Origin of the sequence: Caulobacter vibrioides, from assembly GCF_002310375.3 — a bacterium.
Classification (GTDB): Bacteria; Pseudomonadota; Alphaproteobacteria; order Caulobacterales; family Caulobacteraceae; genus Caulobacter; species Caulobacter vibrioides_D.
The window spans coordinates 2,771,361-2,792,966 of record NZ_CP023315.3 but is presented as its reverse complement, the minus strand read 5'-3'; the positions used below and the strand labels follow the sequence as shown (position 1 = coordinate 2,792,966).

Genomic DNA, 21,606 nt, shown 5'->3' with positions numbered 1-21,606 from the left:
CTCACGGCTCCGCGCCCGTCTCGATCAGCGGGCGGCCGATCTTCACCGCCGCTTCAATGCTCGTCGCCACCGGGACCTGCGCGAAGGGCTTCCAACCGTCGCAGACCACCTTGGCCACCGCCTCTTCGGCGCTGCCGGCGGGGAGGGGCTGGGCTGGACGCAGCGCGCCGGTCACCGGGCCTTCGCGGCCGCCCGCGCGGACGCTGCCGAACCCCGCGTGGGCGATGGTGCGGGCGTCGCAGTCGATGACCTCGTGGCGCCAGCCGCCCCAGAACTCTTCGGCGCCGGCCTTGAAGCCGCCTTCGGTGACCTGCAGCACGCGCAGCTTGGCCGTGTGGCCCGTCCACTGGACGCCGCCCATATCGACGAACATCGCAAAGCGCCCGACATCGGCCAGGCGCAGCTCAAGCGGGGCTGGAAGCGTAGCGGGGGCGGCGGTTTGGGCGAGCGCCGGCGTTGTCCACACAACCAGCGCCAACAGGGCGTTTCGCGTCGCGCGGAATTGGTCTAATCGGCTTTTCATGATCCAGCGTCGACGCCCCGTACCCTTCGAACTCGGCCCCGTGCACTTCATCGGCATCGGCGGCATTGGCATGTCCGGCATCGCCGAGATCATGATCCGTATCGGCTACACCGTTCAGGGCAGTGACGCCAAGGCCAGCGCCAATACCGAGCGGCTGGAAAAGCTGGGCGCGCGCATCTTCATCGGCCACGACGCCGCCCACGTCGAGGGCGCGTCGGCCATCGTCTATTCCACGGCCGTCAAGGCCGACAATCCCGAGATGGTCGCTGGCCGCGACAAGCGCCTGCCGCTGGTGCGCCGCGCCGAGATGCTGGCCGAGCTGATGCGCCTGCAGTTCTCGATCGCGGTGGGCGGCACGCACGGCAAGACGACCACGACCTCGATGGTCGCCACCCTGCTGGACGCCGGGGGCCTGGACCCCACCGTCGTCAACGGCGGCATCATTAACGCCTACGGCACCAACGCCAAGGTCGGCGAGGGCGACTGGATCGTCGTCGAGGCCGACGAGAGCGACGGCTCGTTCCTGCGCCTGAAGTCGACGGTGGCCATCGTCACCAATATCGACGCCGAGCACCTGGACCACTGGGGCGACTTCGAGGCCGTGAAGAAGGGCTTCCAGGACTTCATCCAGAACATCCCGTTCTACGGCTTCGCCGCCGTCTGCACCGACCATCCGGAAGTGCAGGCCCTGACCGCGCGGATCGAGAACCGCCGGCTGGTGACCTATGGCGCCAATCCGCAGGCCGAGGTGCGGGTCTCGAACATCGAGATGGGGCCGGATGGCGCGACGTTCGACATCATCGTTTCGCCCCGCGCCGGCGAGCCTGTGCGTTACGATCGCCTCAAGATGCCGATGGCCGGCCACCACAATGTGCTCAATGCGACCGCCGCCGTCGCGGTTGCTCGCGAGCTGGGTGTCGATCCGGAGTCGATCCGCAAGGGTCTGGCCGGCTTTGGCGGCGTCAAGCGCCGCTTCACCACCACGGGCGTCGCGAACGGTATTCGCGTGGTCGACGACTATGGCCACCACCCGGTCGAGATCGCCGCCGTGCTGAAGGCCGCCCGCGCGGTGTCGACCGGCAAGGTGATCGCCGTGGTCCAGCCGCACCGCTACACGCGCCTGCGCGACCTGATGACCGAGTTCTCCAGCTGCTTCAACGACGCCGACACGGTGGTCGTGGCCGATGTCTACACGGCCGGCGAGCCGCCGATCCCGGGCGTGGACCGCGACGCCCTGGTCGCAGGTCTCAAGAAGTTCGGCCACCGCCGCGCGCTGCCGCTGGAAAACCCGACGGCCCTGCCGCGCCTGATCGCCGCCGAGGCCGCCAGCGGCGACCTCGTCGTGCTGCTGGGCGCGGGCGACATCACCACATGGTCCTACGCGCTGCCGGGGCAGCTCGAGGCGCTAGCGAAGTGACCTGGAAGACCCAACTGCCCGCCGTCCGCGGCAAGCTGCTGATCGACGAGGCGCTGGCGCCGTTCACCTGGTTCCGGGTCGGCGGTCCGGCCGACGTGGTGTTCCTGCCCGCTGACGAGCAGGACCTGTCGGATTTTCTCAAAGCGCTGGATCCCAGCGTCCCGGTCATGGCGATCGGCGTAGGGTCGAACCTCCTGGTCCGCGACGGCGGCGTCGACGGGGTGGTCATCCGCCTGGGCAAGGGCTTCAACGGCGTCGAGGCGCTGGGCGACAATCGCATCAAGGCCGGTAGCGCCGTGCCCGACGCCATCCTGGCCCGCAAGGCGGCGGACGCCGGCATCGCGGGGCTGGAATTCTATGTCGGCGTGCCCGGCACGATCGGCGGCGCGGTGATCATGAACGCCGGCTGCTACGGTGCCGAGACGGTCAATGTGGTCAAGTCCGTGCGCGTGATGGATCGCGCCGGCGGCGTGCATGAACTCAGCGTCGAGGACCTGCACTACACCTATCGCCACAGCGCGCTGCAGGACGGCGACCCGGTCATCGTGCTGGACGCGATCTTCGAGGGGACGACCGACGAACCCGAGGCGATCAAGGCCCGCATGGCCGAGATCACCGCCCGCCGCGAGACCACCCAGCCGATCCGCGAAAAGACCGGCGGCTCGACCTTCAAGAACCCGCCGGGGCACTCGTCCTGGAAGCTGGTCGACGAGGCCGGCTGGCGTGGCAAGCCGTTCGGCGGCGCAATGTTCTCGCCCCTGCACTGCAACTTCCTGATCAACACCGGCGAGGCGACGGCGGCGGATCTGGAGGGCCTGGGCGAGGCGGTGCGGGCTGACGTCCTGGCCAAGACCGGCGTCCAGCTGGACTGGGAGATCAAGCGCATCGGCCGGGCGGGGTCGTGATTATCCAATCCTCCCCCTAGCGGGGGAGGATTTTGAGCAGCGCGCGGGGTCTCCATCGCCCATCACCCCATTGCTGACTCCCCCCGGCGCGAACGGGTGTTATGACTCCCGCGCCATTGGGGAGAATCTTTGCTCATGTTCCGTAGACTGTTGATCGCTTCCGCCGCCTTCGCCCTTGTTTGCGGCGCGGCGCACGCTCAGGACCTCAAGACCGCAGAGGGGCTGCGGGACAAGGCCCTGCGCGACTATCTGGCCTGGGACATCACCGAGGACCTGACCACCAATATCGGCCCGCGCCTCGTCGGCTCGCCGGCCATGGCCAAGGCGAAAGACTGGTCGGTCGCCAAGTTCAAGGCGCTGGGCTTCACCAACATCAAGGTCGAGGAATTCGCCAAGCCGTCGTGGAGCCGGGGCGAGGAGAGCGCCGAACTGGTCGCGCCCTACGCCATGAAGCTGGGCGCGGTGGGCCTTGGCCGCACGGTGTCGACGCCGGCCGGCGGCATCGAGGCCGAGGTGGCGCTGTTCAAGACCTTCGCCGACATGATGGCCGCGCCCGAAGGCGCGCTGAGGGGCAAGATCGTGGTGATCACCCAGCCGATGGTCCGCACCCAGAACGGCGCCGGCTATGGCGCGGCGGGCATCTCGCGGCGGATCGGCCCGGTCGAGGCCGCCAAGCGCGGCGCGGTCGCCATGCTGATCCGCTCGATCTCGACGTCCGACTCCACCGTTCCGCACACCGGCGGCACCGCCAGCGGTGACAGCGTCGTGACCATCCCGGCCGCCGCGATCGGCGTCCCGGAAGCCGAACAACTGGAGCGTCTGGCCGCGCGTAAGGTCCCGATGCGCGTCAAGCTGAAGCTGGAGTCGAGCGTCAACCCCAACAACGTGGCCTGGAACATCTCGGGCGACATCAAGGGCTCGGAAAAGCCCGACGAGGTCATCGTCATCGGCGGCCACCTCGACAGCTGGGATGTCGGCACCGGCGCCCTGGACGACGCCACCGGCATCGCCATCACCACGGCTGCGGCCAAGCTGATCGGCGACCTGCCCAAGCGCCCGAAGCGTACGATCCGCGTCGTGATGTGGGGGTCTGAAGAGAGCGGCGGTTCGTCTGAAGCCTATCTGGCCGCGCACAAGGACGCGCTGTCCACCATGGTGCTGGCGGGCGAGAGCGACACGGGCGCGGACCGCATCTACAGCCTGCAGGTTCCGGCGGGCTCGCTGGACCATCCGGTGGTCAAGGCCGCCGCCAGCGTGCTGGCGCCGCTGAAGATCTATGTCGATCGCACCCCCGCCGCCGGAGCGGGCGCCGACATCAGCGGGATCGAGCGGGCCGGCGTGCCGGTCATCAACCTGAACCAGGACGCCAGCCGCTACTTCGACTACCACCACACCATGGACGACACGCTGGACAAGGTTCGCCCCGCCGAACTGGCCCAGAACGTCGCGGCCTGGACCTCGCTGATCTATCTGGTGGCCGACAGCGACGTGGATTTCCGCGCGCTGAAGCCGGCGGCGCCGGCGGCGAAGTAGGGTTGTCTAGGGCTCCCTTCCCCCTTGATGGGGGAAGGGCGGGGATGGGGGTGTTGGCACAGCCTGTCCGCCTCTCTAGGAAGGGCGCCAAGGCGTCCGACGTGGCGCGATCACCCCCACCCAACCCTCCCCCATCGAGGGGGAGGGCATCTTAGAGCGCCAAATGACCCAGCAGCCCCACGCTGACGCCCCCTTGGCCGGCCGCCACATCGCCATCCTGCTTGGCGGACCCTCGTCGGAACGAAAGGTCAGTCTGGTGTCGGGGGCGGCCTGCGCCGATGCGCTGGAGCGGCTGGGCGCCAAGGTCTCGCGCATCGATCCGGGCCCGGATGTCGCCCAGGTGCTGACGGCGACCAAGCCGGACATGGTCTTCAACGCCCTGCATGGCGAATGGGGCGAGGACGGCTGCGTCCAGGGCGTTCTCGAGACGCTGAAGCTGCCCTACACCCACTCAGGCGTGCTCGCCTCGGCCCTGGCGATGGACAAGGCCAAGGCCAAGGCGGTGCTGGCGGCGGCCGGCGTCACCGTTCCGGGCGGCGGCCTCTTCAACCGACACGATGTCGCGCGCGACCATGTGCTGCAGCCCCCCTATGTCGTGAAGCCCAACGCCGAGGGCTCGTCCGTGGGCGTGTTCATCATCAAGGAAGGCGCCAACCGCCCGCCCGAGGATGTCGGCGCGCCGTCCTGGACCTTTGGCGAGGAAGTCATGGTCGAGCCCTACATCCAGGGGATGGAGCTGGCGGTCGCCGTGCTGGGTGAGTCAAATGGTCCCAGAGCCCTCGCGGTGACCGATATCCGTGCATCCACAGGTTTTTACGACTACGAAGCCAAGTACTCCGAAGGCGGTTCCATCCACGTCCTGCCGGCCCCAATCCCTGACGGCGCAAGGGATCGGGCGATGCGCATGGCCGAGCTGGCCCATACCGCTCTTGGTTGCCGAGGGGTAACCCGGTCGGACTTCCGTTATGACGACATTAACGACCTTCTGGTCCTTCTAGAGGTCAACACGCAACCCGGCATGACGCCGACCTCGCTCGCTCCCGAGCAGGCCGATCACGTCGGGATCCCGTTTGATCATTTAGTTTTGTGGATCGTGGAGGACGCTTATGCCCGCTGTAGTGCGGGGGGGACCGCCTAAGCCTAGGCGACCCCGGGCCGAAGCGCCCGCAAGTCCGAGCAAAGGCAAGCCGGCGCCCCGCAAGGCGCAGCCGGCTGCGAAGCTGCACGCCGCGCGGGGCGTGGGCCTGTCGCCCACGGTGGCCCTCAGCGTGGCCGGCGCGGCCTTGGGTCTTGGCCTTGTGGTGATGCTGGCGACCGGCCATCGCGCCGAGCGCATCGGCGCGTCCATGGTTCACGGCGTCGACAACAGCTTCGCTTCGGCCGGCTTCAAGCTGAAGACCGTCCACATCCGCGGGGCCTCGGCCACCGCCCAGGCCGATATCCTGAAGGCCTCGGGCCTCTACCTGGACCAGCCGACCCTGGGCATGGATCTGGCCGACATTCGTACGCGGGTTCAGGGCGTGGGCTGGGTCAAGGACGCCAAGGTCGTGCGCATGCTGCCCGACACCGTCCTGATCGCCGTCGAGGAGCGTCCCGCGCTTGCGGTCTGGCAGAACCAGGGCCGCATGAAGGTGATCGACAGCGAGGGGCAGGTGATCACCGAGGCCGATCCCGCGCGGTTCCCGCAGCTGCCGCTGGTGGTGGGGCAGGGGGCCGACCAGGCCGCCGGCCTGATCCTTCCCGCCGTCGCCTCGCGTCCGCGCCTGCGCGACCGGCTGGAGGCGATGGTTCGGGTGGACGATCGTCGGTGGGATCTGCGGCTGAAGGACGGCTCGCTGATCCAGCTGCCGGCGATCGATGAAGAATCCGCGCTGATTCAATTGGATCAGCTCGACCAACGGCAGCGAATCCTGGACATGGGTTTTGCGCGGATCGATCTGCGCGACCCCGAAATGGTGGCTGTGAGACCCCGCGACGCGGTGCTGCCTGGGCAGCCCGCGGCTGACGGGGCGTAAGTGACGTGATGGGCTGAGGTGGCAATAGCAATGTCGCGAATGGAGGATCGGAAACAGGCCCGCGAAGGCCTGAAGGCGACGCTCGTGCGCCAGCCCGCCATCGCGGCCGTCGATCTGGGCGCGTCGAAGGTGACGTGCTTCATCATGAAGGCTGACGGCGTCCACCGGGATAACCGCACTCTGACGACGGCGGGCGTGGGCTACGTCCAGTCGCGCGGCGTGCGCGGCGGCGCGATCGTGAACCTGGACGAGGCCGCCCAAGCGATCGCCCAGGCCGTCGAGCGCGCCGAGACCGTGGCCGGCGTTCACGTGCAAGGCGTCAGTGTCTGCACCGCCGGCGGTCAGCTGGCCAGCCATCGCGTGCACACCCAGGTTTCGCTGGGCGCGCGCCCGATCGGCGACGGCGACCTGTCGCGCGCCATCGCCTCGGCCCTGGCCCAGGTCCGCATTCCGGGCCGTAAGCCCATTCACCTGCTGCCGATCGCCTGGTCGGTCGACGGCCAGCGCGGCATCCGCGACCCGCGCGCCATGTTCGGCCGCGCCCTGGGTCTGGAGCTGCTGGTCGTCTCGGTGAACGAGAACATCTTCCATACGCTGGCCCACTGCGTGGAGCGCGCGCACCTGTCGTTCGAAGGCATTGTCGCCGCACCCTTCGCCTCGGCCCTGGCGGCCCTGGAAGAGGACGAGATGGACCTTGGCGCCGTCTGCATCGACATGGGCGGCGGCTCGACCTCGGTGGCGGTGTTCAACAACGGCGCGCTCTGCCATGTCGACAGCCTGGCCGTCGGCGGCGGTCACGTGACCCAGGACATCGCGCGCGGCCTGCAGACCTCCGTGGTCGGCGCCGAGCGCATCAAGACCTTGCACGGCAGCGCCATCGCCTCGGCCAACGAGGACCGCGAGATGATCGAGGCGCCGCCGCGCGGCGACGATCCGGGCGCGGGTCCGGTGATCGCCCCCCGCAGCCTGCTCAAGGGCATCATCCAGCCGCGCGTCGAAGAGACCCTGGAACTGCTGCGCGAGCGCCTGAAGGCCTCGGGCGCTCCGGTCGAGCCGGGCGCGGGCATCGTGCTGACGGGCGGCGCCAGCCAGCTGGCCGGCGTACGCGAAGTGGCCGTGCGTGTGTTCGACCGTCCTGTCCGCCTGGGTCGTCCTCGCCGGGTGCCGCACCTGGCCGACGCCGCCTCGGGTCCCGCCTTCTGCGCCGCCGCCGGCGTCCTGCATCGCACGGCCTTTGGCCCGCGTGAGGCGGTCTCCTCCAAGGCCCTGGCCGGCGGGGGCATGGCCCGCAAGCGTCCCATCGACCCCAACGCCAGTCCGATGGCCAAGGCCGCCGCCTGGCTGCGCGACAACCTCTGATCCGGGGAAGGCCGCGCCAAAGCTTTAAGCGTGAGTAACTCTACAGTTTAACTTTCAGGGCCCGGTCGAGCGTCTCGACCGGGCCTTTTGTTATCCCGCGGGGGCTCTATTCGGGCGATACCGCAATCAGCGGCGTTCGGTCGCACGCGCCTGTGAATCCCCGTAGAACCTTTGGTTCATTGAGGGATTCTGTTGATAGGCCACAATTTATCCAACGGCCCCGCTCGACCAGACCACGACTCAGATTATGCAGTTAACTGCCGATTAACGATGGTGGTTGTTCTGTTAACACGATCGTCGAGGCATCCCCGGCGATTGGGTGTCGCCGAGGTCTAATTTGACGATTTCGGCGTAAGGACGCGAGGGTCCCATGGCTATTTCTCTTTCCGCGCCACGCACGACCGAGCTGAAGCCGCGTATCGTGGTCTTCGGGGTCGGCGGCGCTGGTGGCAACGCCGTGAACAACATGATCGAGGCGGGCCTCGAGGGCGTGGAGTTCGTGGTGGCCAATACTGACGCTCAACAGCTTCAGTTCGCCAAGACGGACCGTCGCATCCAGTTGGGCGTACAGATCACGCAAGGCCTGGGCGCCGGCGCGCATCCCGAAGTGGGCATGAGCGCCGCTGAGGAGAGCTTCCCGGAGATCGGTGAGCACCTCGATGGCGCGCACATGGTCTTCATCACCGCCGGCATGGGCGGCGGCACCGGTACGGGCGCGGCCCCGATCATCGCCAAGTGCGCTCGTGAGCGCGGTATCCTGACCGTCGGCGTCGTGACCAAGCCCTTCCACTTCGAAGGCCGTCACCGCATGCGCCTGGCCGACAGCGGCATCCAGGAGCTTCAGCGCTACGTCGATACGCTGATCGTCATCCCGAACCAGAACCTGTTCCGCGTCGCCAACGAGCGCACGACGTTCGCCGAAGCCTTCGGCATGGCCGACCAGGTCCTGCACTCGGGCGTCCGCTCGATCACCGACCTGATGGTCCTGCCGGGCCTGATCAACCTCGACTTCGCCGACGTCCGCACGGTCATGACCGAGATGGGCAAGGCGATGATGGGCACCGGCGAGGGCACCGGCGAAGACCGCGCCCTGATGGCCGCTCAAAACGCCATCGCCAACCCGCTGCTGGACGAAGTCTCGCTGAAGGGCGCCAAGGCCGTGCTGGTCAACGTGACCGGCGGCATGGACATGACCCTGCTGGAAGTCGACGAGGCCGCCAACGCGATCTCCGACCAGGTCGATCCGGAAGCCAACATCATTTTCGGCGCGGCGTTCGATCCGTCGCTGGAAGGCGTCATCCGCGTGTCGGTGGTCGCCACCGGCATGGACGGCGCCTCGATCGCCCAGATCGAGCCCAAGCCCGTCTCGCGCAATATCTCGGCCCAGCCGCTGATCGCCGAGACCTCGCGTCCCGCGCCGCAGCCCGAGCCGGCCCGCCCGACTGCGCGCTACGAAGCCGCTCGCCCGGCCGAGCGTCCGGTGGCCTTCGCGCCCGAGCCGGCGCCGGAGCCCGAGATCGTGATGTCGGCCCCCGAGCCGGAAGCCGAACTGTATTACGACGAGCCGACGGTCGCTGAAGAACCGCGTATCTCCGCGGCTCCGGCCCGGCCGGTGAACCGCATCGTCGATCCTCTGGTCGATGATGTCGCCGAGGAGCCGCTGTTCCCCGAGAGCAACTACTACGAAGAGCGTCGCCCCCAGAAGCAGGGCGGGTTCTTCTCGATGTTCGGCGGCGGTCGTCAGCGCTACGAGCAACAAGCCTCTGCGCCGCAGCCTCAGGCGCGCTCCACCCAGGGCGCCCGTCCGCAACTGCAGCCGATCGAGACGCCGCAGGCCGATGACGCCGAGGATCTGGAGATCCCTTCGTTCCTGCGCCGCCTGGCCAACTGAAAGACTGACAAGACCTGACGAAACGCCCCGGGATCGCTCCCGGGGCGTTTTGCTTTGGACGCTCGCCTTGCGACTCTCCTCGCGCTTGGCGCAAAGTTCGCCGCGCGATCGCGAGGGGAATGAGTTTATGCGGAAGCTTCTGTTCGGCCTGTCGGCCTTGACCCTTGTCGCGACCAGCGCGGCGGCGGCCCAGGACCCCGGTCCCTCCGCGCCTGTGCAGTACGATGTCGCGTTCCCCAACGCCGCGCACCACGAGGCCCGGATCACGGCGATCTTCCGCAAGGTTCCCAAGGGCGCGCTGAAGCTGCGCATGTCGCGGTCTTCGCCGGGCCGCTACGCGATCCATGAGTTCGCCAAGAACGTCTACCAGGTCAGCGCCGTCGATGGCGCCGGCAAGCCGCTGACGGTGGATCGCACCGACCCTTACGGCTGGGCGGTGTCCGGCCATGACGGGACGGTGAAGGTCACCTACACCCTCTACGCCGATCGTGGGGACGGCACCTATTCGCAAGTCGACAAGACCCACGCCCACCTCAACATGCCGGCGACCTTCCTGTGGGCGGCGGGCTATGACGACAAGCCGATCCGCGTGCGCTTCGAACGCGCCGATCCGGCCTGGAAGATCGCCACCCAACTGCCCGCCGCGGCAGGCCAGCCCGACACCTTCTGGGCGCCGAACCTGCAGTACTTCATGGACAGCCCCACCGAGCTGAGCGCCATGACCGTGCGCGAGTGGAAGGTGACCGATAAGGGGCGCGACTACACCTTCCGGCTGGCCCTGCATGACCCGGGCACGCCCGAGGACGCCGACATTTTCGCTGCGAAGCTGAAAGCCATCGTGCCCGAGCACATCAAGGTGTTCGGCGAACTGCCGAAGTTCGACTACGGCGAATACACCTTCATCGCCGACTACATGCCGCAGATCACCGGTGACGGTATGGAGCATCGCAACTCCACCTTCATCAGCCAGCCTCGCTCGTTGTTCCGGGGCAATTTCAGCCAGCTGGGCACGGCCAGCCACGAGCTGTTCCACGCCTGGAACGTCGAGCGCATCCGCCCGGCCGAACTGGAGCCGTTCGACTTCACCAAGGCCAACCCGACGCCGTCGCTGTGGCTGGCTGAAGGCTTTACCCAGTACTACGGCCCGCTGCTGATCCGCCGGGCGGGCCAGTCGACGATGGACGAGTTCCTCACCGGTCTTTCCGGCACGCTGAACGGCGTGGTCAACGGTCCGGGTCGGCTCTATGGCTCGCCGCAGGAGATGAGCCTGCGCGCGCCGTTCGTCGATGCGGCCGCGGCGCTGGATCCGGTCAATCCGAACATCTTCACCTCGTACTACCCGTACGGCGCGGTGATCGGCCTGGCCTTGGACCTGCAACTGCGCGGACGCGACAAGCCGCTCAGCCTCGACGACTTCATGAAGCAGATGTGGCGCGCCCATGGCGTGACCGAAAAGCCCTATACGCCCGCTGACGTCCGCGCCGCCCTGGCCAAGACGACCGGGGATCAGGCCTTCGCCGACGCCTTCTTCAAGGCCAGCATCGAAGGCTCGGCCCTGCCGGACTTCGCGCCGCTGCTGGAGCGGGCCGGTCTGAAGCTGCGTCAGAAGTCGCCCAAGAAGGCGTGGCTGGGCGCCGCGCGCGTCAAGGTCAGCGGGACGGAGCTGCTGCTGGACGCCCCGCCGGTTCCCAACAGCCCGCTCTACGGGGCCGGGATCGAGGTCGGCGACCGGATCATCAGCATTGGCCGCTTCGTGTTCGCCAATGAGAGCGACTGGACCGACGCCCTGGATCGCCTGAAGCCGGGCGAGGCGACGACCGTGAAGTTCATCCAGCGGGGTCAAGTCCGTGAGGCGCCAATGACCATCGCCGCCGACCCGACGCTGGAGGTGGTGCGGTTCGAAAGGGCCGATCTGAAGCCGACCGAGGCGCAGCTGGCGTTCCGCACAGCCTGGCTCGGCGCGGAGGCCGAGGCGGCGAAATAGGGCGCGGCGCTCCAGTCTGGTGGGTGGTGTTATAGTGTAACATTACGCTTGTCGGGCGCTGTGAAATTGGCCAATATGTTATAACGTAACATATTGGATCTTCCCATGAGTGCTGCGCCTTCCCAGGCGGTCGCGAGGATCGACCGCCGCCTGCCGGTCACGGTCCTGTCGGGCTTTCTCGGCGCCGGCAAGACGACCCTGCTGAACCACGTCCTGGCCAATCGCGAGGGCAAGAAGGTCGCGGTGATCGTCAACGACATGAGCGAGGTCAATATCGACGCGGCCCTGGTTTCAGAGGGCGGCGCGGACCTGTCGCGCACCGACGAAGCCCTGGTCGAGATGTCGAACGGCTGCATCTGCTGCACGCTGCGCGAGGATCTGCTGAACGAGGTGCGCCGCCTGGCCGCCGAGCGCCGCTTCGACTATCTGCTGATCGAGTCGACGGGCGTTTCCGAGCCGATGCCGGTGGCCGCCACCTTCGATTTCCGTGATGAGGCCGAGCAGAGCCTGTCGGACGTGGCGCGGCTCGACACCATGGTCACCGTGGTCGATGCGTTCAACTTCCTGCGGGACTACAGCTCGCGCGACCGGCTGGCCGATCGCGGCGAGACCGCAGGGGAGGGCGATACACGCACGGTCGTCGACCTGCTGGTCGAGCAGATCGAGTTCGCCGACGTGATCGTGCTGAACAAGGCCGATCTGGTGTCCGCCGATGAGCTGGGCCAGCTGGAGGCGATCATCGCCACGTTCAATCCGCAGGCGCGGATCGTGCGCTCCGAGCGCGGCGCCGTCGCCCTGGACGACGTGCTCGACACCGGTCTTTTCGATCCTGTCCGGGCGGAAGGGGCGGCGGGCTGGCAGAAGGCGCTGATGGGCGAGGTTCTGCCGGAGACCGAGGAGTACGGCATCAGCCACTTCGTCTATCGCGCCGCCAAGCCCTTCCATCCCCAGAAGCTGAAAGCCTGGCTGGAAAGCGAATGGCCCGGCGTCATCCGCTCCAAGGGCTTTGTCTGGCTGGCGACGCGCCCCGATCGGGTCGGTGGGTGGAGCCAGGCGGGCGCGGTCACCCAGTTTGGACCCCACGGTCGGTGGTGGGCCACCGCGCCGCGCGACCAGTGGCCCGACGATCCGGCCTGGCGGGCGGCGATCGAGAAGGTCTGGGGGCCGGTCCATGGCGACCGTCGCCAGGAGATCGTCCTGATCGGCCAGAACATGGATCGCGAGGCGCTGACACGCGGCTTCGACGCCTGCCTTATGTCGGACCTGCAGTTCGGCTTCGGCCCCAAGGCCTGGGCCAAGCTCCCTGACCCGTTCGCGCCGTGGTGAAGACCGCGCCGCCCCTCGACGCCGACGGCGTCCTTCAGGAGCCGACGCCCGAATGGGTGGCGGCGCGCTTCGGGGTCAGCCTCGAGGAAGCCGAATGGACGCTCGTCCTCTACCGCTTCTCGATGCTGTATCCCGAGGGCCCAGAGCCCGGTCGCTTCTTCTGCGAGGCGCTTTAGACGCTGGTCTCGCTGAACGCCGCCGAGCGAGCGCGTGCAGCGGCGAACGCGCCGGTCACGCCGAAATAGGCGCAGCCGGCCAGCAGCACGATGGTCGTCGCCACGCTCGCCTCGGGGCCAAAGGCGCCGCCCGTCAGCCACCATGGCGCGCCGGCCTTGGGGGCGAGGTCGATGACGAGGCTCTGCACCGCGATCCGGCCGCCGCTGACCTCCAGGCCAAAGCCGACGCCCAGCAGCCAGTTCCAGGCGGTGTGCCAGGCGCAGACGCCCCAGAGCGAGCCTTCCTTGATCGCGTAGAGGCTGATCATCACACCGAACAGGACGAGGTTGGCCAGGGCCAGGACCAGCTCCTTGGATGGCGAGATGTTGCCGCCGTGCATGATGGCGAACAGGGCGCTGTTGATGACGATGGCTAGGATGAGGCCGTGGCGCGAGGCGACCAACTGCATCAGCCAGCCCCGCATCAGGAGCTCCTCGGTGCCACCCTGGATCACAAAGCCCGCAAAGAGCGCCAGGATCGGCAGGAACAGCATCGGCGAGGGCGCGGTCCACACGCCGAACCCTTCGATGCGGTAGCCGCCGGTCGCCCAGATCAGGCCGATGACGCTGAGCAGGAAGCCACATCCGACCAGCAGGCCCCGCGTGTATCGCCGAACAAACTCACCGTTGAGGCCCAGCACCCAGGGCGAGCGGCGCTCGAACAGCCAGACCCAGGCCAGCAGCAGCAACGCGGAGAAGCCAAAGCCGGCCAGCTGGATCGCCAGCGGCGACCACTGACTTTCGAGATCGGCCTGATGGAAGCCCATCGGCTTCAGGACGCCGAAGATCGTGGCCAGCTGGCCCACGATGAAGAAGACGATGATCAGCGGAATGGCCGCCGCCGTCCACGTGCGACGATGCCTGGGCGCTCTGGGCCCGTAGAGTTCGACGTTCTTCAAGGTGAGCCCCCGCTCTTGTGACGATCGCCGAGTCTCTTCGGCGACTGGGCTGCGCTCGTCGCGCAGAACCGCACGCCGGGGAACTTAATTATTGCTCATGAAGCGCCCGTCGCCGGCTGAAGAAGGCGCTTGGCTCAGATGGCGAGCTCGATCTGGACGCGCGCTCGATCACCGGCCGTGACGCCTGCGCGACGGCGCACCTGAGCCTTCAGGGGCAAGAGGAAACTGCCCGATCGCGTGTCTGGAAACACCGAGGTGTCCCAGGCTGCGCCGGCGATCTCGGCGCGGACGCGAATGGAGCCAAAGCCGCCGCGCGGGCCGTGCAAAGCGCGCAGGCCTTCGGCGACCTCAACGGGGAGGGTGACGAAAAACCATCCGCCGGCGCCGCTGGAGCGCCAGATCTCGGCTTCGAAGTCGTAACGCATGTTGGTCTTCCGCTGATCGGCGGAAGATGGAGGGCGGCGCGCCGAAGCTTGTCAGCATCCGGCGCGCCGCCTTCCGGTTAGTCGATCTTGACGAACGGCGTGCCGCCGCTGGTCACCTTGGGCATCTCGCCGTTCCACTTTTCGATGGCCAGTTGCTGCAGGACCTGCGGGTTGGCGCGCAGCGCCTCGCCCTTGATGCGGATGGCCTCGGCCTCACCGCGCGCCTTGGCGACGGCGGCGTTGGCCAGGGCGGTTTCCTTGGCTTCGAGCGCCTTGGCCGCCAGGGCCTCCTGCTCAAGCTGGGTCTTGGCCTGCATCTGCTGGATGATCGCCTGCGGGTAGCGGATCGAGCCGATCCAGTCGAGCTGGCTGATATTGACTCCGTGGCGGGCCCACTTGCTGGAGACCCGAGCGTAGGCCTTCTGGATCACCATCTGGCGGCCGCCGCTGTACAGCGTCTCGACCCCGACCTTTTCGGCCTCGGCCGCGACGGCCGAGCGCACGTCGTTGCGGATCGGGCCGTCCAGCAGCTGATCGAACGACAGGCGGTAGGTCTGGTAAAGGTTCGGGGCCGAGGCCGGATTGACCTGCAGCGTCACCGAGATGTCGGCCGTCATCGGCAGGCCGGTGTTGTCCGAGAAGGTGATCTCTTCGTTCTCGTTGCCACGCTCATCAGCTTCGCGGGTATAGCCATAGGTGCGCTGGATCACCGGATACTGGATGATCCGCTCGCCGACACCGCGCAGATACCAGCGGGCGGGCAGGGGTTCGGGATCGACACCGGCCGACGAACCCAGGGTGCGGATCTTGACGCCGACATTGCCCGGCTCGACCGTCGAGCTCTGGGTGACGACGACGCAGGAGCTCAGCAGCAGCAGCATGACGCCGACGCTGATGGCGACGGCTTGCTTGCCCTTGCTCTGGAAGGGCGACTTGAAGGGGGGCTTGTTGCCGGAAGGGATGGCGAATGGGCTCTCGGGCATGCGGGGGTCCTCGCGCTAGATTTGTTTCGGATGGTAGAGCGGGAAGCGCGGCCGCGCGCAAGCGGCGTCTCCCACACAGGCGCAAAATCGGCTAGCCTGTCACGATATGCCAACTTCACCCGGAAACCGGTCACGATGAAGCTCACGCGCGCCGATCGGAAGATTCTTCAGATCCTTCAGGAAGACGGCAAGATCTCCAACGTCGATCTCGCCGAGCGCGTGGGGCTGTCGCCCAGCCCCTGCCTGCGCCGGGTCAAGCAGCTTGAGGCCTCGGGCCTGATCCGTGGCTATGTGGCGTTGCTGGACCGCCGCAAGGCCAAGCTGGACGTGCTGGCCTATGTCGAGGTGCAGGTCGACCGCCACAGCGAGGAGGCCGCCGAGGCCTTCCAGCAGGCGGTTCTGCGCGAGCCGGAGGTCGTCGGCTGCTATGCGATGACGGGCGGCTACGACTATCTGCTGCGCGTGGTGGTGCCCAGCCTCGACGCCTATGCCGACTTCACTATGAAGCGCCTCCTGAAGATGCCGGCCGTCAAGGATGTCCGCTCCTCGTTCGTGCTCCACACCATCAAGGATCAGACGGCGCTGCCGCTTGATTATGTCGCCTGATCACTTACTGCGCGAATTGATCTAGATCATTGGCATATCGTGACCGTTATGGCTTGAGGCCTGGTCATAATCGCCACGTTCTGTCCCAGCTTTCGCGATAAGCTGCCGCTCCCATCTTGTTGGAGCTCGGCCGCATGCTGGTTCTCGATCGCAAGCCCCTGACGCCCGCCTGGGCCTCGCCGATGCGCCAGGCGCTGGAAGGCGTGCAAGGCTACAAGGCCGGCATGACCCTGGCCGAGGCCGCCCGTCGCACCGGCCTGAGCGCCTTCTCCAAGCTGGCCAGCAACGAGAACCTGCTGGGCCCCAGCCCCAAGGTCGCCGAGGCGGTGATGACCGCCATGAGCGAGCCGCACATCTATCCGGATCCGCATAGCGACGTGCTGCGCGCGGCGATCGGCGAACGTCTCGGTGTTTCGCCGGCGCGCCTGGTCATTTCGCCCGGGTCTGAGGCGCTGATCGATTATGTCTTCCGCGCGGTGCTGCACCCGGGCGACTCGATCCTGCTGTCCAGCCCGACCTTCCCGACCTACGAGATCTTCGGCCGCTGCGCCGAGGCGCGGATCATCGACGTGCCGCGCCTGGCCAATTTCGACATGGACGTCCCGGCCGTCTGCGCCGCCGCCGCCCAGGGGCCCAAGCTGCTGGTGCTGTGCACGCCCAACAATCCGACCGGCAACGCTTTGAAGGCGGAAGATTTCCAAGCGATTCTGGCCGCCACCCCGCGCTCGACCGTCGTGTTCGTCGACGAGGCCTATCGCGAGTATCACGAGGCCTTCGACACCTTCGCCATGCTGGACGCCTGGGGCGGCCCGTGGGTGTCGGCCCGCACCTTCTCCAAGGCCTATGGCCTGGCTGGCCTGCGCATGGGCTATGGCGTCGCGTCTTCGCCCGAGCTGGTCGACTATCTGGACCGCATCCGCCCGCCGTTCAACGTCACCGCCGTCAGCCAGGCCGCCGCTCTGGCCGCCTGGGAGGATCAGGACTATCTGAAGCGCACCGTCGCCCTGACCATCGCCGAGCGTGGCCGGGTCGAGGCGGTGCTGGACGACATGGGCGTCGAGCACACCGAAAGCCACGCCAATTTCGTGTTCCTGCGTTCGCCGGCGGGCCCAGACGCCACCGCCGCGCATTTGTTGCACCAGGGGCTCATCATCCGGCCGACGCCCGTCGCCGGCGGCTGGGTCCGGATCACCATCGGCCGCCCGGCCGACAACGACGCCCTGATCGCCGCCCTGCCGGCGGCGCTTTCGCTCTAAGTTTACGGAGACGCCCGCATGACCCTCGTCACCGACCAGAACCCGCTGGGCCTCGACGGCTTCGAGTTCGTCGAGTTCACCAGCCCCGATCTGGCGGCCATGAAGGCCCTGATCGAGCAGCTGGGTTTCGTCGCCGCCAGCAAGCACCCGACCAAGGCCGCGACCCGCTACAAGCAGGGCCGCGTGAACCTGATCGTCAACGAAGAGACGACCGGCCAGGTCGCCGACTTCCGCGCCGACCATGGTCCGTCGGCCAACGGCATGGCCTTCCGTGTCGAGAACGCTGAGCAAGCCTATGCCGATGCGATCAAGCGCGGCGCCAAGCCGGCCGACGCCTCGCGCTCGCTGCTGGGCGCGGACGCCAAGGTGCTGGAAGGCATCGGCGGGTCCTTGCTCTATCTCGTTGACCGCTATGGCGATGCGGGCACGATCTATGACGCCTGGGAGCAGGTTCCGGGTGCCGCCCTGGCCGAAGCCAAGAACAATGTCGGCCTCGATCTGCTCGACCACCTGACCCACAACGTCAAGCGCGGCCAGATGCGCACCTGGTCGACCTTCTACAACCAGATCTTCGGCTTCGAAGAGCAGAAGTACTTCGACATCAAGGGCCAGGCGACGGGCCTGTTCAGCCAGGCGATGATCGCGCCCGACAAGGCCATCCGCATCCCGCTGAACGAAAGCCAGGACGACAAGAGCCAGATCGAGGAGTTCATCCGCCAGTACAACGGCGAGGGCATCCAGCACCTGGCGATGACGACGGACAACATCTACGAGACCGTCGAGAAGCTGCGCGCCCGAGGCGTGAAGCTGCAGGACACCATCGAGACCTACTACGAGCTGGTCGACAAGCGCGTCCCCGGCCACGGCGAGGACCTGGAGCGCCTGCGTAAGAACCGCATCCTGATCGACGGCGCCGTCGGCGAGGAAGGCCTCCTGCTGCAGATCTTCACCGAGAACCTGTTTGGTCCGATCTTCTTCGAGATCATCCAGCGCAAGGGCAATGAAGGCTTCGGCAACGGCAACTTCCAGGCGCTGTTCGAGAGCATCGAGCTGGACCAGATCCGCCGCGGCGTGATCACGGTCGACGCGTAGGGCTGAGGCCTCAAAATACCTTTCGGTGTCATCCCGGCCGAAGCGTAGCGTAGAGCCGGGACCCAGGGGCGGCGCGCATAGCGTTCAGTCACCCCCTGGGTCCCGGATCGCCCTTTTCAGGGCGTCCGGGATGACACGGGAAAAGTGCTGAACAAGGCACGGGAACGCACATGGACCTCCGCTACCAAACCGGCTTCGGCTCCTATTTCGAAACCGAGGCGCATCCCGGCGCTCTGCCGATCGGGCGCAACTCGCCGCAGAAGGTTCCGTTCGGCCTCTATGCCGAGCAGCTGTCGGGCTCGGCCTTCACCGCGCCGCGTCATGAGAACCGCCGCACCTGGCTCTATCGCCTGCGGCCCAGCGCCGGGCATGGGGCCTATCAGCCCTATGCGCAGGACAAGCTGGTCTCGGCCTTCCCGGGTCCGGCCACGCCCAACCGCCTGCGCTGGAGCCCGCTGGAGATCCCGGCCGCGCCGACCGACTTCGTCGATGGCCTCGTGAGTCTCGCCGGCAACGCCGACGCCGCGACGCTGGGCGGCATCGCCGCGCACGTCTATCTGGCCAACGCTTCGATGCAGAACCGGGTGTTCTACAACGCCGACGGCGAGATGCTGATCGTGCCGCAGATGGGCGAGTTGACCCTGGTCACCGAGATGGGCGTGCTGAAGGCCGGCCCCGGCCACATCGCGGTGATCCCGCGCGGCGTGCGCTTCCGCGTCGAGGTCGAGGGCCCCGCGCGCGGCTATGTCTGCGAGAACTACGGCGCGGCCTTCCGCCTGCCCGAGCTGGGGCCCATCGGCGCGAACGGCCTGGCCAATCCGCGCGACTTCGAAGCGCCGGTGGCGGCCTTCGAGGACGTGGATGCGCCCACGCAAGTGATCCAGAAGTTCCAGGGCGCGCTGTGGGCCGCGACCTGGGATCACAGCCCGCTGGACGTGGTGGCCTGGCACGGCAATCTGACGCCGTATCGCTATGACCTGTCGCGCTTCAACACGATCAACACGGTCAGCTATGACCACCCCGATCCGTCGATCTTCACGGTCCTGACCTCGCCCAGCGACACGCCGGGGACGGCTAATTGTGACTTCGTGATCTTCCCGCCGCGTTGGATGGTGGCCGAGGACACGTTCCGGCCGCCGTGGTTCCACCGCAACGTGATGAGCGAGTTCATGGGCCTGATCCACGGCGCCTATGACGCCAAGGAGGGCGGCTTCGTCCCTGGCGGCGCGTCTTTGCACAACTGCATGAGCGACCACGGTCCCGACGTCGCCAGCCACAAGAAGGCGACCGAGGCGGTCCTGGCCCCGCACAAGATCGACGGGACCATGGCCTTCATGTTCGAGAGCCGCTGGGTGTTCCGCCCGACGGCCCTGGCCCTGCAGTCCGCGGCGCTGCAGGCCGACTATGACGCTTGCTGGACCGGCTTCCCCAAGGCCCGCCTGTCCTGACCCAAATCCAGTCCGCGATCTCCCGTAAGGACGCGCGCTGGCTTCGATCCGGCTTGCGCGCGGTCCGGCGATGTGGGGGGATGGCTGAAAATCTGACGTCCCGGAGGAAAACCGAATGAAGCTTGCGTCTCTCAAGGGTGGTCGCGACGGCCGCCTCGTGGTGGTCTCCAACGATCTGGCCTGGTTCACCGACGCCGGGACGATCGCGCCGACCCTGCAGGCCGCGCTCGACAACTGGGAGCGCTGCGGGCCCATGCTGGCGGGCCTGGCCGAGAGCCTCGAGCACGGCGCGGTGCCCAAGGAGCGCTTCCACGAGCATGAGGCGCTCAGCCCGCTGCCGCGCGCCTATCAGTGGGTGGACGGCTCGGCCTATGTGAACCACGTGCAGCTGGTGCGCAAAGCGCGCGGCGCCGAGATGCCCGAAAGCTTCTGGACCGATCCCTTGATGTACCAGGGTGCGTCGGACGGCTTCCTGGCCCCGCGCGATCCGATCCCGCTGGCCGACGCCAGCTGGGGCTGCGACCTGGAGGGCGAGGTGGCGGTGATCGTCGACGACGTGCCGCTGGGCGCCAGCCGCGAGGAGGCCCTGGCCGCTATTCGCCTGGTGATGCTCTGCAACGACGTGTCCTTGCGCAACCTGATCCCGGGCGAGCTGGCCAAGGGCTTTGGCTTCCTGCAGTCCAAGCCGGCCAGCGCGTTTTCGCCGGTCGCGGTGTCGCCCGACGCCCTGGGTGACGCCTGGAAGGACGGCAAGCTGCACGGGGCGCTGCTGGTCGAGCTGGACGGCCAGGACTTTGGCCGCGCCGACGCCGGCGTCGACATGACCTTCGACTTCGGCACGCTGGTGGCCCACGCCGCCAAGACTCGGTCCTTGTGCGCCGGCACCATTGTCGGCTCGGGCACGGTCAGCAATCGCGACGCCGACGGTGGCCCCGGCAAGCCGATCAGCGAGGGCGGGCTGGGCTATTCGTGCCTGGCCGAGGTCCGCACCGTCGAGACTATCCTGCACGGCGCGCCCAAGACGCCGTTCCTGCTGGGCGGCGACACCATCCGCATCGAGATGAAGGACGCCAAGGGCCACTCGATCTTCGGCGCCATCGAGCAGACGGTCGAACGGATTTGACGGACGAGACTGCGCCCGCCGCAGTTGGGCGGGTCTGGGAGACGCGGGCCGGGATCAATCTTGGCCCGCTGGACCTGATCGCCGACGGCGGCGCGCGCAACTACGTTCTGCAGATCGGCGAGGCGCGCTTCCACGGCTTCGTGGTGCGCCGGGGCGAGGCGGTGTTCGGCTATGTCGACCGCTGCCCGCACGCCGGCCTGCCGCTGGCCCAGGAACTTGACCGCTACCTGACGCCGGACGGCGGGCTGATCGCCTGCTCTTGGCACGGGGCGGTGTTCACCGTGGAGGAGGGCGCCTGCGTCGGCGGACCCTGTGTCGGCGCGCGGCTTAAGCCCTGGCCGGTGGAGGTGAGGGACGGGCGGGTGGTGACGGGGTAGGGGGCTAGGGTCAGGTGACGACGCTAGTCGGGCGTCAGCGACGAAGACCCAGATCCTCCCCCCAGGGGGGAGGAGGCCGAAGGCCGGAGGGGGAAGACACTCTGAGCGTGCCCAACTTCCCCCTCCGTCGGCTTCGCCGACACCTCCCCAGCTAGGGGGAGGATTAGGCCGCATCCAGCCGAGCCAAACGTTCGTAAAGTCCGCCTCAACGCCATCGCGCCTGAGGCCA

General features: G+C 67.6%; 21 protein-coding genes. 17 read left to right on the top strand and 4 right to left on the bottom strand.

The window, feature by feature from the left end:
- Position 1: 1 nt before the first annotated feature.
- Complete coding sequence (locus CA606_RS13190; RefSeq protein WP_096050709.1) at positions 2-523, bottom strand: hypothetical protein; 522 nt, start codon at positions 521-523, stop codon at positions 2-4.
- Between CA606_RS13190 and murC the strand changes: the two genes are divergently transcribed.
- The 11 genes from murC (at position 522) to CA606_RS13135 (ending at position 13,129) form a co-directional block, all read left to right on the top strand.
- Complete coding sequence (gene murC, locus CA606_RS13185; protein ID WP_096050710.1) at positions 522-1,940, top strand: UDP-N-acetylmuramate--L-alanine ligase; 1,419 nt, start codon at positions 522-524, stop codon at positions 1,938-1,940. The two genes, CA606_RS13190 and murC, sit on opposite strands and share 2 nt — an antisense overlap.
- Positions 1,937-2,845, top strand: coding sequence for a UDP-N-acetylmuramate dehydrogenase (gene murB / locus CA606_RS13180; protein WP_096050711.1), 909 nt, complete (start codon positions 1,937-1,939; stop codon positions 2,843-2,845). Before murC ends, murB begins: the two co-directional genes overlap by 4 nt.
- A gap of 129 nt (positions 2,846-2,974) precedes the next feature.
- Positions 2,975-4,378: a M28 family metallopeptidase gene (locus CA606_RS13175; RefSeq protein ID WP_096050712.1), complete on the top strand. Its 1,404-nt coding sequence runs from the start codon at positions 2,975-2,977 to the stop codon at positions 4,376-4,378.
- 163 nt (positions 4,379-4,541) lie between these two features.
- Complete coding sequence (locus CA606_RS13170; RefSeq protein ID WP_096050713.1) at positions 4,542-5,516, top strand: D-alanine--D-alanine ligase; 975 nt, start codon at positions 4,542-4,544, stop codon at positions 5,514-5,516.
- Positions 5,485-6,393: a cell division protein FtsQ gene (gene ftsQ, locus CA606_RS13165; RefSeq protein ID WP_096050714.1), complete on the top strand. Its 909-nt coding sequence runs from the start codon at positions 5,485-5,487 to the stop codon at positions 6,391-6,393. Before CA606_RS13170 ends, ftsQ begins: the two co-directional genes overlap by 32 nt.
- 30 nt (positions 6,394-6,423) lie before the next feature.
- Positions 6,424-7,752, top strand: coding sequence for a cell division protein FtsA (gene ftsA, locus CA606_RS13160; protein WP_096050715.1), 1,329 nt, complete (start codon positions 6,424-6,426; stop codon positions 7,750-7,752).
- Between the two features lie 270 nt (positions 7,753-8,022).
- Positions 8,023-8,088: a hypothetical protein gene (locus tag CA606_RS13155; RefSeq protein ID WP_024265820.1), complete on the top strand. Its 66-nt coding sequence runs from the start codon at positions 8,023-8,025 to the stop codon at positions 8,086-8,088.
- A 34-nt stretch (positions 8,089-8,122) separates the two neighbouring features.
- Positions 8,123-9,643 carry a cell division protein FtsZ gene (gene ftsZ / locus CA606_RS13150; RefSeq protein ID WP_096050716.1) on the top strand — a complete coding sequence of 507 codons (1,521 nt, stop codon included), beginning with the start codon at positions 8,123-8,125 and terminating at the stop codon, positions 9,641-9,643.
- A gap of 127 nt (positions 9,644-9,770) precedes the next feature.
- Entirely contained in the window at positions 9,771-11,627 is a 1,857-nt protein-coding gene (locus CA606_RS13145; protein ID WP_096050717.1) for a M61 family metallopeptidase, read from the top strand.
- Between the two features lie 105 nt (positions 11,628-11,732).
- Positions 11,733-12,953, top strand: a complete 1,221-nt coding sequence (zigA, locus tag CA606_RS13140) for a zinc metallochaperone GTPase ZigA (protein WP_096050718.1) — start codon at positions 11,733-11,735, stop codon at positions 12,951-12,953.
- Complete coding sequence (locus tag CA606_RS13135; protein ID WP_096050719.1) at positions 12,947-13,129, top strand: hypothetical protein; 183 nt, start codon at positions 12,947-12,949, stop codon at positions 13,127-13,129. The genes zigA and CA606_RS13135 overlap by 7 nt, the downstream gene beginning before the upstream one ends.
- On the opposite strand, the gene CA606_RS13130 is transcribed toward CA606_RS13135, so the two are convergent.
- The 3 genes from CA606_RS13130 to CA606_RS13120 all read right to left on the bottom strand — a co-directional run bounded on the left by CA606_RS13130 (position 13,126) and on the right by CA606_RS13120 (position 15,475).
- Complete coding sequence (locus tag CA606_RS13130) at positions 13,126-14,067, bottom strand: CPBP family intramembrane glutamic endopeptidase (protein WP_096050720.1); 942 nt, start codon at positions 14,065-14,067, stop codon at positions 13,126-13,128. The two genes, CA606_RS13135 and CA606_RS13130, sit on opposite strands and share 4 nt — an antisense overlap.
- 134 nt (positions 14,068-14,201) lie before the next feature.
- Positions 14,202-14,492 carry a DUF1905 domain-containing protein gene (locus CA606_RS13125; protein WP_096050721.1) on the bottom strand — a complete coding sequence of 97 codons (291 nt, stop codon included), beginning with the start codon at positions 14,490-14,492 and terminating at the stop codon, positions 14,202-14,204.
- A gap of 77 nt (positions 14,493-14,569) precedes the next feature.
- Positions 14,570-15,475, bottom strand: a complete 906-nt coding sequence (locus CA606_RS13120; protein ID WP_096050722.1) for an SPFH domain-containing protein — start codon at positions 15,473-15,475, stop codon at positions 14,570-14,572.
- A gap of 135 nt (positions 15,476-15,610) precedes the next feature.
- On the opposite strand from CA606_RS13120, the gene CA606_RS13115 reads away from it, so the two are divergent.
- From CA606_RS13115 to CA606_RS13090, 6 genes are all read left to right on the top strand, one after another.
- Entirely contained in the window at positions 15,611-16,081 is a 471-nt protein-coding gene (locus tag CA606_RS13115) for an Lrp/AsnC family transcriptional regulator (RefSeq protein ID WP_181242581.1), read from the top strand.
- A gap of 119 nt (positions 16,082-16,200) precedes the next feature.
- Complete coding sequence (hisC, locus tag CA606_RS13110) at positions 16,201-17,337, top strand: histidinol-phosphate transaminase (protein ID WP_096050724.1); 1,137 nt, start codon at positions 16,201-16,203, stop codon at positions 17,335-17,337.
- 18 nt (positions 17,338-17,355) lie between these two features.
- The gene (hppD, locus tag CA606_RS13105) at positions 17,356-18,429 is read left to right on the top strand and encodes a 4-hydroxyphenylpyruvate dioxygenase (protein ID WP_096050725.1); all 1,074 of its coding nucleotides are present in this window, start codon (positions 17,356-17,358) and stop codon (positions 18,427-18,429) included.
- 170 nt (positions 18,430-18,599) lie between these two features.
- Entirely contained in the window at positions 18,600-19,877 is a 1,278-nt protein-coding gene (gene hmgA / locus CA606_RS13100) for a homogentisate 1,2-dioxygenase (protein WP_096050726.1), read from the top strand.
- Positions 19,878-19,992: 115 nt separating this feature from the next.
- Entirely contained in the window at positions 19,993-21,000 is a 1,008-nt protein-coding gene (locus tag CA606_RS13095) for a fumarylacetoacetate hydrolase family protein (RefSeq protein ID WP_096050727.1), read from the top strand.
- The gene (locus tag CA606_RS13090) at positions 20,997-21,377 is read left to right on the top strand and encodes a Rieske (2Fe-2S) protein (RefSeq protein WP_096050728.1); all 381 of its coding nucleotides are present in this window, start codon (positions 20,997-20,999) and stop codon (positions 21,375-21,377) included. The genes CA606_RS13095 and CA606_RS13090 overlap by 4 nt, the downstream gene beginning before the upstream one ends.
- Positions 21,378-21,606 lie beyond the last annotated feature (229 nt).

Excerpts from the sequence above, each read along its gene's own strand:
- murC (WP_096050710.1), top strand. The coding sequence starts at position 522 with ATGATCCAGCGTCGACGCCCCGTACCCTTCGAACTCGGCCCCGTGCAC.
- CA606_RS13190 (WP_096050709.1), bottom strand. The coding sequence starts at position 523 with ATGAAAAGCCGATTAGACCAATTCCGCGCGACGCGAAACGCCCTGTTG.
- CA606_RS13170 (WP_096050713.1), top strand. The coding sequence starts at position 4,542 with ATGACCCAGCAGCCCCACGCTGACGCCCCCTTGGCCGGCCGCCACATC.
- ftsQ (WP_096050714.1), top strand. The coding sequence starts at position 5,485 with ATGCCCGCTGTAGTGCGGGGGGGACCGCCTAAGCCTAGGCGACCCCGG.
- ftsA (WP_096050715.1), top strand. The coding sequence starts at position 6,424 with ATGTCGCGAATGGAGGATCGGAAACAGGCCCGCGAAGGCCTGAAGGCG.
- ftsZ (WP_096050716.1), top strand. The coding sequence starts at position 8,123 with ATGGCTATTTCTCTTTCCGCGCCACGCACGACCGAGCTGAAGCCGCGT.
- CA606_RS13145 (WP_096050717.1), top strand. The coding sequence starts at position 9,771 with ATGCGGAAGCTTCTGTTCGGCCTGTCGGCCTTGACCCTTGTCGCGACC.
- zigA (WP_096050718.1), top strand. The coding sequence starts at position 11,733 with ATGAGTGCTGCGCCTTCCCAGGCGGTCGCGAGGATCGACCGCCGCCTG.
- CA606_RS13125 (WP_096050721.1), bottom strand. The coding sequence starts at position 14,492 with ATGCGTTACGACTTCGAAGCCGAGATCTGGCGCTCCAGCGGCGCCGGC.
- CA606_RS13120 (WP_096050722.1), bottom strand. The coding sequence starts at position 15,475 with ATGCCCGAGAGCCCATTCGCCATCCCTTCCGGCAACAAGCCCCCCTTC.
- CA606_RS13115 (WP_181242581.1), top strand. The coding sequence starts at position 15,611 with ATGAAGCTCACGCGCGCCGATCGGAAGATTCTTCAGATCCTTCAGGAA.
- hppD (WP_096050725.1), top strand. The coding sequence starts at position 17,356 with ATGACCCTCGTCACCGACCAGAACCCGCTGGGCCTCGACGGCTTCGAG.
- hmgA (WP_096050726.1), top strand. The coding sequence starts at position 18,600 with ATGGACCTCCGCTACCAAACCGGCTTCGGCTCCTATTTCGAAACCGAG.
- CA606_RS13095 (WP_096050727.1), top strand. The coding sequence starts at position 19,993 with ATGAAGCTTGCGTCTCTCAAGGGTGGTCGCGACGGCCGCCTCGTGGTG.